Annotated in this window: 12 protein-coding genes; 2 read left to right on the top strand and 10 right to left on the bottom strand. The window is 39.9% G+C overall.

Annotated features, from left to right (window positions below):
* Positions 1 to 36: 36 nt before the first annotated feature.
* Complete coding sequence (locus tag PKC96_02165) at positions 37 to 195, top strand: rubredoxin (GenBank protein ID HMM00133.1); 159 nt, start codon at positions 37 to 39, stop codon at positions 193 to 195.
* A 46-nt stretch (positions 196 to 241) separates the two neighbouring features.
* On the opposite strand, the gene PKC96_02160 is transcribed toward PKC96_02165, so the two are convergent.
* From PKC96_02160 to PKC96_02120, 9 genes are all read right to left on the bottom strand, one after another.
* Complete coding sequence (locus PKC96_02160) at positions 242 to 2,383, bottom strand: hypothetical protein (protein ID HMM00132.1); 2,142 nt, start codon at positions 2,381 to 2,383, stop codon at positions 242 to 244.
* Positions 2,364 to 2,564, bottom strand: a complete 201-nt coding sequence (locus tag PKC96_02155; GenBank protein HMM00131.1) for a hypothetical protein — start codon at positions 2,562 to 2,564, stop codon at positions 2,364 to 2,366. Before PKC96_02155 ends, PKC96_02160 begins: the two co-directional genes overlap by 20 nt.
* Positions 2,545 to 3,561, bottom strand: coding sequence for an ABC transporter ATP-binding protein (locus PKC96_02150; GenBank protein HMM00130.1), 1,017 nt, complete (start codon positions 3,559 to 3,561; stop codon positions 2,545 to 2,547). Before PKC96_02150 ends, PKC96_02155 begins: the two co-directional genes overlap by 20 nt.
* Positions 3,554 to 4,624 carry an ABC transporter ATP-binding protein gene (locus PKC96_02145; protein ID HMM00129.1) on the bottom strand — a complete coding sequence of 357 codons (1,071 nt, stop codon included), beginning with the start codon at positions 4,622 to 4,624 and terminating at the stop codon, positions 3,554 to 3,556. Before PKC96_02145 ends, PKC96_02150 begins: the two co-directional genes overlap by 8 nt.
* A 2-nt stretch (positions 4,625 to 4,626) precedes the next feature.
* Positions 4,627 to 5,535 carry an ABC transporter permease gene (locus PKC96_02140; protein ID HMM00128.1) on the bottom strand — a complete coding sequence of 303 codons (909 nt, stop codon included), beginning with the start codon at positions 5,533 to 5,535 and terminating at the stop codon, positions 4,627 to 4,629.
* Between the two features lie 2 nt (positions 5,536 to 5,537).
* A complete protein-coding gene (locus PKC96_02135) occupies positions 5,538 to 6,587 on the bottom strand; it encodes an ABC transporter permease (protein ID HMM00127.1) in 1,050 nt (349 codons plus the stop codon).
* 1 nt (position 6,588) lies between these two features.
* A complete protein-coding gene (locus PKC96_02130) occupies positions 6,589 to 8,520 on the bottom strand; it encodes an ABC transporter substrate-binding protein (GenBank protein ID HMM00126.1) in 1,932 nt (643 codons plus the stop codon).
* Positions 8,521 to 8,594: 74 nt separating this feature from the next.
* Positions 8,595 to 10,088: a xylulokinase gene (xylB, locus tag PKC96_02125; GenBank protein ID HMM00125.1), complete on the bottom strand. Its 1,494-nt coding sequence runs from the start codon at positions 10,086 to 10,088 to the stop codon at positions 8,595 to 8,597.
* Positions 10,085 to 11,467, bottom strand: a complete 1,383-nt coding sequence (locus PKC96_02120) for a glycoside hydrolase family 32 protein (protein ID HMM00124.1) — start codon at positions 11,465 to 11,467, stop codon at positions 10,085 to 10,087. Before PKC96_02120 ends, xylB begins: the two co-directional genes overlap by 4 nt.
* A 73-nt stretch (positions 11,468 to 11,540) precedes the next feature.
* Here PKC96_02120 and PKC96_02115 point away from each other — a divergent pair, with 73 nt between their 5' ends.
* A complete protein-coding gene (locus tag PKC96_02115; GenBank protein HMM00123.1) occupies positions 11,541 to 12,512 on the top strand; it encodes a LacI family DNA-binding transcriptional regulator in 972 nt (323 codons plus the stop codon).
* A 40-nt stretch (positions 12,513 to 12,552) separates the two neighbouring features.
* Here the strand turns inward: PKC96_02115 and PKC96_02110 are convergent, their stop codons facing one another.
* Positions 12,553 to 13,335 (bottom strand): hypothetical protein, encoded by a 783-nt coding sequence (locus PKC96_02110; GenBank protein ID HMM00122.1) that lies wholly within the window; start codon positions 13,333 to 13,335, stop codon positions 12,553 to 12,555.
* Positions 13,336 to 13,615: the final 280 nt, after the last annotated feature.

Genomic DNA, 13,615 nt, shown 5'->3' with positions numbered 1-13,615 from the left:
AAAAATTATTATAATAATTAAAAAGGAGCAATGAATATGGAAAAATATCAATGCACAGCCTGTGGCTATATTTACGATGAAGAAATTGGTGATCCGGATGGTGGAATCGCTCCCGGAACAAAGTTTGAAGACATTCCAGATACTTGGGTATGCCCCGTCTGCGGCGTTAGCAAAGACATGTTCATAAAACTATAATAAAAACTGGAAGCCACTATGATGGACTTCCAGTTTTTTTATGACTTTATAGGGAGTATACGTACTGACCCGGAGTTAACATAGATACCCTTACATCTTTAATTAAAGCCGCTTGGTCGTCCGCAAAAAGCGAAATTGTAAAGTCTTGAAGTTCAACGTTATCCATTTTTCCTGTAAGCGAATATTGGTCATCAATAAATAGTTCGACAAAAGTTCCTTCGATAATAACTTTCACATTGACTTCGTCTTTTAACTCGATATTGGATAATTTACTTCTTGTTTGAATTCCTCCCGAAGTTTTCTTAATTAACTGAATTTGCTTGCCATCGACATCAATTATTCCGGCACTGTACTTGGTAGAATTTTCGCTATCAAGTCGAAATCCAAAGCGACTAGAATCTTTCTTTTCAACTTTAAACTGGAGCATTGTTCGGGAGTAAGTGTCGGGAATCATAAACGTGTGTAAAGGATGGGCGGAAATTCCTGTTTCGCTGGTTGTGACATCGGTAAAATGTATAACTCCGTCCTCAACATCATATTGATTACTAATAGCACTTTCATCGTTTAAAGAGGAAAATAAAAGACCTCCGTTTAATAAATTTGTCATATAAGGATCTAGCCTTGTAGCCAACGATCCATCACTTTTTTGATAGACTTCCCGCATGATATTAAGCGCCCCTCCCCAATCACCGGCATCGGCTTTTTGAGGAATCCAGCCAAACATATAAACCCGATCGTTAACCTGAACCAATTGTGCTGCGCATAAATCTTCGCCATCGAGCCGTCGTTCACCGTTGGATAAGAAATTTGCTTTGTCGATTGTCTTATTTGCCTCTCCTGTCCAATAGGATAGAGCACCGACTCCATGCACCGACTGCCCGTATAAGGAAGCGAATATATACCAGCGATTTCCTATCTTCATCATTTGCGGACATTCTGGTTCATCGCGTTTGGATGCCCCCGCATTATCAAAGCGCAAAACTTCCCGTTGCTGATCTTGCCAGTAAGCCATACTATCTCCGACTGAGGTCACAACTGAAAGCCCGCAGTCAAAATCATTGGGATTTTGTCCTTCATAAAATTTATTATTATAGTAGCCTAAATATATCGCGCGATACTGATTGGTATCCGGATCATAAAATACATATGGGTCGCGGGCCCCTCCCGGATAAGAAACTCTAGGCAAGAAGGTCGTTACGAAATTATCATCTACGCCCTGACCATCTTCCCAAACTAAAAGATCTTTACTTTTTGATCCAAATATGACGCTGCTGCTATAACCAAAAAGAGAGCGATATTCATCCCCTTCTTTAGTAATTCCCAAAACATAATAAGGAGCCGTCGGCCCATTTGTTCCATCTTTTCTTAGCCCTTCGTTAGGAGCAAAGTTAATCATATTTCCGCTATCGGTAAGTAAGGTATCATAGTTTCCATTGGTCGCCAGATAATACATATACATTTTTCCGTTAGCGTAATAAGGATGAACATCCCCGTAATGTTTAACTTTGCCATTTTCAAAAGTTCCGGTCAAATCTTGATGAAGCGAATCAAACGTCAAATTTCCATAACTTAAAATCGGATTGAAGCTAATTTCAAGATTCCCTTCCAAAACAAAATCAAGCTTGTCTCCGCCTTGCACAAAGGTAGTAAAGGAAAAAAACCGTCCATCTTTTTCATCTCCGTTTAAGGGTACGCGCTTAAGAACTAATGATTCTTTCTTAACCAAAAGAAAACCGTTTTTATTTGGACTATCAACTGGAATAATACGTCCAAAAATATTTACGGTTCCCTCCCCGCCTTCTTTTACGACATACCGCCTTACCGCGCTAACATCGGACGTTGACTTCATAATCTTTCCGTCAATATAAGCGGATTGATTTTCCCAACGGTTGTTCTGCCATATCATTTCCCCTTCTCCGGCTGAATTCTCAAATTGATAAAACCAATTATTATGGCCTTGCTGATCATTTTGAATATAACCCTGTTCTGCCATCTGCGGGCTTAAAGGCGAAATGTATTCATACCTCGTCGTTCGATAACCTTGGTAAATACTCTCATACGGGGTAGTTGGAATAAATTGATTGTCGCTAGTAGTTCCCATAGAACCTCCAAAACCATTACAGGCTGATAAAACAAGTAAAGTAGTCGCCATCGCCGGTAAAAGAAATTTACGTTTCATCTTTTCCATTATAGATCTCCTTTCTTAACAAGATTGCCGATATAAGACAAACCCCGGCATTAATAATTGTTGAGATAACCGAAATATAGAATTCAGCGCTTCCGGCATCTGTCAAAAAGCAAAAAATTAGGGACATCAGCCCGATGATTAATGAAGCACGGACAACATAGCTATATATCTTTGTTCGCATTTAATATCTCCTCATAATAGGGGCACAGTACCTTCATCTTGCCGACAGTTAAATACTCTTTCTTATCATCTTTACAATCCGGGTGACAATATGGACACCGAGCATAAAAGGGACATCCACCATTACGATTTTCTAAGGAAGACATCTCCATGCCTTTGATTTTAATTTCCTTAACTTGCCGCGCTATTTGCGGATCGGGAATAGGAACGGCCGAAATAAGGGCCTGCGAATAAGGGTGCAGCGGTCGTTTAATAAAATCTCTGATCGGGCCAAATTCAACAATTTGTCCTAAATACATAACCGCAACATTGCCTTCATCGGCTATAAACTTTGCGGTTCCTAAATCATGCGTTATATACACGAAAGCAATATTTAATTCCCGATTTAGATTGGCCATTAATTTTAGAATCGATAACCGCATTGAAACATCAATCATCGATACCGGCTCATCGGCTACAATTAACTTCGGTGATAGCGAAAGGGCTCGCGCCATCAGAATTCTTTGCCTCTGCCCACCGGATAATTGATGGGGATATTTGTCTAGAAACTGTTCGGCCGGTAAAAGCCCAACCAATCCTAATAATTCTTCTATGCGCCTATTTATTTGCTCCCGCGAATAATCGTGATGATGCGCATGAATCGGAGCATAAAGAGACTGAAAAATTGTCCGAACCGGGTTAAGCGCGGCATAGGAATCCTGCTGGATAAACTGAACATCGTTACGAAAGGTTTGAAAATCTTTTTTAAAAAAGCCATATACATTATTGTTTCGATACTTAACCTCGCCCTTAGAGGGCTTCAGTAATCCGGTGATTATTTTGCCCAGTGTTGTTTTACCACAACCCGATTCCCCGACAATGGCAACTATTTCTCCGGAATGGATATCTAGATTGATGTTTTTTAGCACATGAAAATTATGCTCTTTAATACCGTATTTACCCACTTTTGAAAACACGACATTAACGTTTTTTAGACTTAAGATTACTTCCTTATTCATGGCTATCTCCTTTCGTTTTGTCAGAATATAAATGACAAAGTACTTGGTGCCCATTGGGGAAATAATGGCGGTGAGGCCGTTCTATTTCACAACGATGAAAACATTTATGGCAACGGGGCGCAAAAACACATCCCGGCGGTAAGTTACGGATGTCGACCGGATTTCCTGGTATGGATTCTAACTTGTTTACATCGGCGATGATTGAAGGTGTCGAGGAAATAAGCCCATCTGTATACGGGTGCAGTCTTTGTTTGAAAATATCCGTTGTGGTTCCGAATTCCATAAGTTGTCCGCCATACATAACCCCGACATAATCGGCAAACTTAGCAACAATTCCGACATCGTGGGTTAAAAGGAGCATTGTTATTCCTTGTTCACGATTAATTCTTTGAAGAATTTTAAAAATATAATCTTGCGTTATAACGTCCAGCGCAGTTGTTGGTTCATCGAGAATAATAAACTTCGGTTGCAGTAAAAGCGCAAAAGCTATCATTACCCGCTGCTTCATTCCGCCGCTTAATTCATGGGCATACATCTTAAGGACGCGATCGCTGTCAAGATTGACGATATCCAGGACTTCGCGCGAACGTCTCTCAACTTTTTCTTTGAACTTTTTATAGGGCATCGGTGTTTGCTGGTGAACACGCATCGTCTCAAAGAACTGCTCAAAAATTGTCATCAGAGGATTAAGCGCACTTTGAGCTCCTTGAAATACCATCGATGCCTCTAGCCAACGGAAAAAATTCAATTGTTGGTTGTCCATCTTTTCCACATGGGTTACAAAGGTATGCTCATCAATTCGCTCCGCATTGCCGAATTGATGATTATATGTTCCATCGTGATAATAGAGGACTTCTCCTTCGACAATTTTTCCGGGTTCGGAAATACAGTTTATTAATGCAGTGGCGATTGTCGTTTTCCCCGAACCGGATTCACCCACAAGCGCAGTGATACTTCCCTTATGGATTGCAAGCGAGACTTTATTAACCGCACGCAAAGAGTATTTTTTCAGCTGATAGTCGATACAGATATTTTTCGTTTCAAATACAAATGGATATTCCATAATTAATTTCTCCTCAGACGGGGATTAAATGTTTCATCAAGCCCATTAGATAAGAGAATGGCGCTTAATTGAAAAAGGGCAATACAGACGATTGGAGAAAAAAGCCAGATTCGGGCCTCGGGAACAATTAATGCTCCATAGTCCTTGGCCGTGACGAGGATTGCTCCCCAGTTTGTCGGCTCAAAAGCCGCTAGGCCCAAAATCATTATGCCCACACTTCCCGTAATGGCGTTTTTCATGGCTAAAATAAAATTAACCAGAATATATGAGGCCACGTTAGGCATAATCTCCTTAAAGATTATGTGCGCCTTCGATAAGTTCATCACTTGACATATTTGAATAAAATCCCGCTCCTTTAACGTCATGACCTGCGCTCGAATTGATCGACATAGGCCTGCCCAAGAAAAAAGCGAAAGAATGAGGGCCAGTCCAAGTGAACTTCGAATGGTAAAAAGCGAGGCCAAAATCAGAAAAATCGGTAATGATGGAATCGTAAGAAAAACATTGGTAATCATCTGGATGATTCGATCGGCGATTCCTCCGGCAAATCCCGATATAAGACCAAATATCACGCCCACCGAAATTGAAATAATCGCGGTATAAAAAGCGATTGCTAAAACATCGTTTGTACCGGCAACCAGTTGTCGAAAAACATCTCGGCCAATGTTGTCCGTCCCCAATAAATGCTCCCAGGAAGGAGCGGCCAAATGGTTTTCATAAACAACTTCCGGATCATATGGCCAAATTAAAGGACCGAAAATACCAATTAGGATAAACGCAAGCAAGATGACCATTCCAACACTTGACTTTCCATTGGAAAAAAACGTCTGTTTAAATTTTACTAAAAATCTTTTTAAAATTGATTTTACTTTGCTTAGCGCCCTTTGAAAATTTTCAGTTGCACGTTTCATACTTATCCCTTCCTTATCCGCGGATCAATTAATGAATAAATTGAATCGGCTACTAAATTGACAAAAATTACTACCACGCTGATAAAGAAAAGTATTCCCTGCACCATAAAATAGTCTCTCCGGCCGATGCATATGGAAAATTGTTGTCCGATGCCTGGATAGTTGAAAATTGATTCCATTACGGGCGAGCCGCCAAATAGAAAGGCAAAAGTAATGGCTAACGATGTAACCAACGGCAATAAGGCGTTCCGCTTCAAATATCGGCGAATAATAATCTTGTTAGGCAGTCCTCTGGCTCTAGCCGCGTTGATATAATCTTCGCCCAAAACTCCGACCGCGCTACCTTTAGCCGATAAGGCCCAGCCTCCAATTTGGGCCAGCGAATAAGCTAGAATTGGCAAAAAAGCATAATAGCAACAACTAATGATAAATTGGATATTAAATCCCGGACTGGCTACCATTAAATCATAGGCTCCGTTACTGGGAAATATTTTATTCTGATAGGCTAAAAAGTATAGAAGAATCAGGCCGATTAGGTAGTCGGGAATCGAAGAGGTTATGACAATAAAGGAGGAAGAAATAACCTCTTCTGCTCCCTTGCGTTTCCAAGCCAAGCGCGTTCCCATTGCCGTTCCGATAAAAAAGGAAATCGCCAAGGCAATCGTAGCAACAAATAATGTCCATGGGAGAGTCTTTTTAATAACATCATTCGCGGTTAAGCCGTCAATATACATCGAACTGCCGAGATTGCCCTGCAATAATCCTCCGATATATCGGAAAAACTGATGAAACATGCTCTCATCCGGATTCCAATTCAAAATTTGGATAGCCAGGCGCCGGGCCTCTTCCAAAGTAATGTTTCTTTGGGCCGCTAATTCAAGGGCATAGGAATCGATTAAACTTCCGGGCATGGATCTTACTAATATAAAAGTTAAAATCGTCGTAAGAAATAAAGTCAAAATAGCGATTCCAATTCGCTGCCATAAGAAACGATAGCGAAAGAAAAACCATTTGATTCCAGCCATTATTGAGTGAAAGACCTTTTTAATCATTTTATTTCTCACTTATCGTTGGGTAGAGCATTCCGCTGATAAAACTTGAAGCGTAAGCATAATAGAAATTTAGTTTTCCGTATGCCATAAAATCATCATAATTATCACTCTTGTTGGGAACGTAAGTCATATTCCTATTTGTATCCCAAAGATCACTGTTGGGTAATCCGCCGACTTTGGCCTTGTTAAAAAACGAGCCGGTTACATTTTGATACATTTGAACGCCATAATTCTTTTTGGCTAATCCTAAAACTAGGTCATCGACGGTCGATGTCAATTCCTCATCACTGAGGCAATACATTCCATCCAAAACATCACTGGGATAGAAATAACCGCTGCCATCAGACTTTTCCAACTGAAGTTTATACTTGCCGATGTAAGATGAATCAGGCGCATCGTCGGCCGTATACTTTTCTAATTGTAATACTTTGGCGGTGATATCTTTATAGAAATATATAAACGAACCGGTTGGATAGGAGAAAGACATATTTAAATCCGTCCAGCACATTGACATATCCTGAGCAAAAGCCGCCGATGATGCACTCCCTAACCACGAATTAAAGTCACTCGCCTTCTTAAGAGTACAATCAATACCAAAGGCATTTAAAGCCGCTTGGGCGGCAATAGCAGCTCCGCTTTGTCCGGGGTGAGAGCCATCATAATGAAGGGTCAAACTCATTTTTACGCCGTTTTTGTACCACGACTCCCCCTCTTTATTCCACCCATCTTCCTGTAATAACTGCGTGGCTTTACTCTCGTCATGATTATAACTTGGTAAGCGATTAAAATTTTCATCGCTCATGTAAACTTTAGCTTCGCTTGGGGCCATAGACATCATCGAATAATAGGAGGTGACCGCATAAGGATTCCCTGAGTCTTTAATTTTATCACGGTCAAAAATATACTCGAATGCTTCCCGCACTTTATCCGTCCAAAGAGCTTCTTTTTCTCCGTTAGGACCAGTTTTCTTTTTAGCATTAAGATTAAAAACTATCCCTATCGCCCCTGGATCAAACATCTTGTAGTGGGCCATATTCGGATTATTATTAATAATTGCATTTAATGTGTTTTCTGGCGCTAAGCCATCCTGATAATCTATTTTTCCGCTTTGGAGCATGGAATAGATCTGATTTAAATCCGAAAGCGAGTTGGTCGCTTTAATATATTTGAACTTCAAATTCTCCCGCGCCCAATAGTTTTCATTGCGAATAAGAATCATTTCCGTCTCGCTTTGCTTATAGGGCATATAAGGACCGGTAGCGACAAAGGTTGAAGGATTAAATGCCTTAAACTCCGTATAGTTTTGTAGATATACCGTTTGGTCATTTTGTGATGCCAAATGACCAAAAGGAGCCCAGCCCGTATATCCTTCTGGAGCCGAAGGAGAATTGTCGAGTACCTCTTTGGCTTTATCCACAAATTGATGAAAAATGCTGTATTGGACACTACCGGAACGATCTACCGCCAAAAGAAGCGTCTTAACGCGGTCATTAGGTTCCATAGCTTCCTTCCAATTAATTATGAATTCTTTATCACTTATCTTTGTAAATGATTGAATATAATTTGTTACTTCCCCTTGATTCAAATAATAATAACCAATAACGTCATCCGATACGAAATCCTCTCCGGTCTGCCATTTTGCGTCTTCCCGAAGACGAATGGTGGAAGTATGGTTGCTATTATGTGTCACACTCTTTGCGAGAATATAAAAAATTTCATCGGTTGAGCGCACGTATTGAACAAGCGACTCAACTGAAAACCAGTTAATTGGTCCCACATTAGAGCCACTATTAAGATGGTTTTTCATTCCGACTTTATCCCAGTTGGATAAAATATTGAAAGTTAAAGCTTCGGTATTTTCGCTTCCTTGATTACAACCGCTGACTAATAAAGCTGTCGATAATAATAGAATTTTCAGTAATTTGTTTTTCATATTACGTTCTCCATTTTTTGATGTGTAATCGTTTACACATTGAGTATATCATAAGTCCTTTCTTAAATAAATATTTATCTAAAAAGCGTTTTAAGTTGCTTATAGATTCCTTGATAAACCAAAAAATTTTCCTGATATATCAGATTATTTTCTTTGTTGGGTATCACCGAAGTCTTTGACTTGGAAAAAATAGTTTCGACCGCTTTATCCATGTTGGGATAAATGTCGGCGGCGATCATAGCTAAGATTGCTGCCCCTAAGCAACCGGTTTCACTTACCGATGATAAATCCAATTTTAAGCCTAAAGTATCCGCGACAATTTGCCGCCATAGGGGGCTTTTGGCTCCACCCCCGCCGATTCCAATTTGTTTGATCGATTGATTTTTTAAAACAACCAATGCACAGTCCTTAATTGAATAGGCCACCCCTTCCATTACCGCTCGCGCCATATCACTTCGATGCACATTGGTATTTAAGCCGAAGAAAATCCCTTTGGCATTAGCATCGAGGTGCGGTGTTCTTTCGCCCATCAAGTAAGGAAGAAAAATTACTCCATTACTGCCGGTTGGGCTGCCATTTGCATCGCTATTTACTCTGTTGATTGCCGTCTTTTTATCCTCGATTTCAGAATAAAAAGTACTAATAAACCAGTTTAAAGAGGTCGTGCATGCCTGCGTTACGCCGATTGTTAAAAAATTGTGTCCGTCCGCATGAATGAAAGTTTGACTCTTTCCACTGCTATTGAATGAAAACTTATCGCTTATTGCTAAAAATACACCGCTGCTTCCCATCGAAATGGATGCTTCTTTGTTCTTGATTACCCCGACACCCAAAGCGTTTGCAGCCTGATCGGATGCTCCTCCGGCAACTATCACTTCTGCGTTGAGACCCAATTCTTTTGCAATGCTGTTCTTTATGGTCCCTCCATTATCATAACTGGCGATAATTGTTGGATAGACATGTCGCGGCAAACCGATAATATTCAAAATATCCTCATCATAATCTTTGGTTATGAAATTAATAAACTGCGTTCCGGATAAGTCGCTTAATTCACTTTGATGTTTACCGGTAAGCATGTATCGTATATAGTCTTTGGGCAGCATTACTTTATCAATCGCCGAGAAAATATCCGGCTCGTATTTTTTTATCCATAACAGTTTTGCCAAAGTCAAACCGGCAATCGGCAAATTGCCCGTGCGTTTTAGAAAAAAATCTTTTCCATATTTTGTAATTAATTCCTCACTTATGCCTTCACTTCTCAAATCACACCAAAGTAAAGCCGGACGCAAAACCTGATCTTTCTTATCTAGCAAAACTAAGCCGTGCATTTGACCGGTTAATCCGATGGCAATAATATCTTTCTTTGGCTCTGAAAATAAATTTAAAAGGCGCCGCAGCATATTCAGTGTCGCTTTTTCCCATTCGCGAGGATCTTCTTCGGCCCAATTGGTTTTTACCTGAGTTAAAGCGTAATCTTCACTATCACTAACTAAAGCTTGCCCCTGCGAGTCAAAGATTGTTCCTTTGACTCCTGATGTTCCTAGATCAATTCCAACCACCGCTTTCATAAAGATTCACCCTCAAAATTTCGGTATTCGATGTTATTGACTATAACGTTTCCATTTTCAATTTTAACTCCCAAGTTATTTCCTTCTCTGCTATAGATGCGGGTTGATAACGCTATGTGATTATCTAAATAAAGGACAAAAATATCGTTGTCTATAAAAACATCTAGGTGATGCTGGATGTTGGGGGATACAATTACTCGCCTCTCGACCCCAACAAAATTTGCAAAATGCCATTCGGGATTGGGATAAAGATTAAATCGGATTCCGGTACTGGATATTTCAAACTCATATCCTTCGTCCTTCTTATCACTGAAGCATAGGATCGGGGCAACACTGCCTCCCTCTTTCAAAAATTTAAAGTCAAAGGAAAAACAACCTAGGTTATGATTCTTTGGAGTAAAAAGTTTCATTCCCGATCCTGAACTTACTTTATAATCACCGTATATAATCGGTTCAACCTCGTCTATTAATTTTCTAAGCGCCGGAATCGGCCGTTCAAAAAGTTCCCCCTCTTCGACAAATAATTCATGAACGACAAGTGTCCCTCCCCACTGCCAATCGGCATTGTCGTCGTCTTTGTTTTTGGTGGGAACCCAGCCAAATGAATACCGTTTACCGTCATATTTTAACGTCTTGGCCGCGTAATATGCTCTTCCATCCAGTACTTCCGTTTTTCCTGCTTGCCAATTTTTTCCATCATCATCAGAGTAGACATACCGACTGACTCGATCCTTGCTGAATTCCGAAAATATTAAGAATTGCCTCCGGTTCTCAATAAAAGTATCCGGGCATTCATGGGTAAAATATAAATCAGGCGCGTAATACTCTGAATCGAGTTTCCAGGCATTTAAATCGTCGGAGACAAAACACAAAGTGAGTCCCCCTCTTCGAATCGCATCTTTTTTTCTTCCCGCAATGAGCATTTTATATATATTATTTTTTTCATCGTAAAACACAAATGGATCCCGCCAATCATCGGGTGAGTAGGCTTCCAGATGAGAAAAAGAAAAGTTTGAATCTTTTTGATAATGAATCCCATCTTTACTCGTGGCTTTAAGAATAACCTGAACCGGTTTTTGCCCTAAAAAATGCGGATTATGACCGGTGTAAAAAATAATATATTGACCGTCTTTTTTAATCGCCGAACCCGTAAAGACAAATAAATCTTGCTCAAGGTTTGATCCGCGAGCTATCGCCTCTCCAAGAGATTCAAAATGAAGGAAATCCGTTGAAGTCAGAACTCGCCACGGGGTTCCTTCCCCGTATTTTTGGATATCGCGATAATCATGTAAATAGTATAAAAACACCTTTTGTCCGTCAACAAAGGGTATAACGTCGCATAGATAGCCATCTTTTGGCCGATAAAAGATATGTTGCATAAGAATTCCTCTTTTTGTGTATACGTTTGCATTTTGCAAAGAAATGAGTGAAAATATTAAGGAGGACCATATAATGATAAATATTAAGGATATTGCCAAGGCATGCAATGTCTCCGTTGCAACCGCTTCGCGCGCACTCAGAAATACGGGTTACGTATCCAAAGAGAAGCGCGATTTAATCCATCGAGTAGCAAAGGAACATGGCTATATTGTCGACTCGAATGCCCAAAATTTAAAAAATGGTAAATCCAACACAATCGGAATAATTGTTTCTGATATTAAGAATTTCTTTTACAACATGGTTTTAGAAAACTTGATTGTTGAGTTTAAGAAATTTGGCTATCGCGTAATTATTTCCTATTCTTTTGAAAATTCACTTACCGAAAGGGATTGTTTTCAATTTTTACTTTCAAGCAAGGTGGATGCCATTATTTTCACTCCGATTTCCAACACCAATCAAGATTTAGTCGATATTACCCAAAGACGAGATATTCCGCTTTTGCAATTATTTCGTTCCGCCTATCCGGAAATCGACTCGATCTGTGTGGATGATGGTTATGGAGCTTATTTGGCTACGAAGCATTTAGTCGCCCATTCATATAAGCGTATTATGCTTGTCTCCGTAAAACTCCCGTTTACTCCCAATCGTTCTAAAGGCTATAAACGGGCTTTAGAAGAAGCCTCTATTCAAGTCAATGAAGATTTAATTCAAAGATTTGAAATCGGCAATTCGATTGAAGCTAAATTAACTGAACTTATTGATCGTCTTAAACCCGATGCCATCATCGCCGGCACAAACACTTTTGGTTTAAATGCAATTGAGGCCATGAATTCACTGGGCATAAATCTGCCTTTGGTTGTTTTCGATAATCTAGACTGGCTTAAACTGCTGGGGATCACCACCATCGCTCAACCGATTAAACAGATATACGAGCAGACGGTTGAGAATATAATGACCAAATTAGAAAACGGAAATTCATCTTCTGATGAGGCGGTAAATATTAAAATTAAGCCTGAGTTAATAGTTCGCCGGTCAACTGATTAGTAAGGCTTCCAGAAAAATCCTGGAAGCCTTTTTTTCGCTTTTAGATAACCTTTGAAAGTTTAAAATAATCCCAATTCAGGTGTGACCCTTGACCAGCTCCCATTATATGTGCCGCATTGGCATCAATTTTGCTGAGACCCGGCAAGTAGATGACAGCCTCGCCATCAATTGAAATAGTAACATCTGAATGTGAGTCATCCGCCCGAATAACCTGAATACTATAAGTGTAATAGGTATCCGGATTCAAAGTAAGATTGGGAGCCAAACCGCCTTTTGCCGGATCGTTGCTCGCTCCCAAATTTGTTCCGTCTGGAGTATATACCATAACTCCCGACCAGCCGCCTTCTTTTACACCGATGTTGAGTTGAGCGTCCAGCGTCCAATCGTAAGAAATACGAATTGAAGCTACGGCAGTGTTGTTTTCCATATCCGCACTGACAGCTTTAACTTTAGTTTCTAAAATAAAGTTAGCCGCATCGTGATCATAGCCACCGGAAACAAAGGTCCAATTATCCGCAGGTCCCTCTTCAAGATCGCCGTTTTTCACGGTTGAAGCATAGCCACCTTCTTTTACAACAATTCCCGTTCCTTCCATAAGCGTAGGAAGAGCGAGGGAATCGACGTCTTCTAGACTGTCAAACTCGTAATCATAAATTTCCTGGAGTTGCGCTTCTGATGTTGTTTCTTCAGAAGTAGTCGAAGTAACCGGCTCTTCGCTTGTCACAGAAGATTCTTTTAATGATGAGCTATCACCATTTCCTCCGCATCCGGCCAGCAACAATGCCGAGCTAGCTGCCACTACAAAAATTAACGTTTTCTTCATATTATTTCTCCTTTGTTAAATATGTAAACGTTTTCCTACGTCCATATATTAAAACTAATATGTAAACGTTGTCAATAGAAAAAACATAAGTTTTCTTTGCTTTTTTGATATAATCTTATAGTTTCAAGCAATAATTTCTTGATTTATATATGCTAATTAAGAATTAACTTCAAGCGAAGCCACCACAATTTAATGAAAGAATTTATAAGTGTTTATCTGTTTTAAACAACTCAATTTGATTTCGACTCTCATTTTATGCACCAGAAAAGTAAATAACCGA

The sequence above is a fragment of the Bacilli bacterium genome, assembly GCA_035326105.1.
Classification (GTDB): Bacteria; Bacillota_I; Bacilli_A; order RFN20; family CAG-826; genus UBA7706.
Note: the sequence above shows the minus strand (reverse complement) of the source record. Positions and strands in the feature narration are given on the sequence as shown.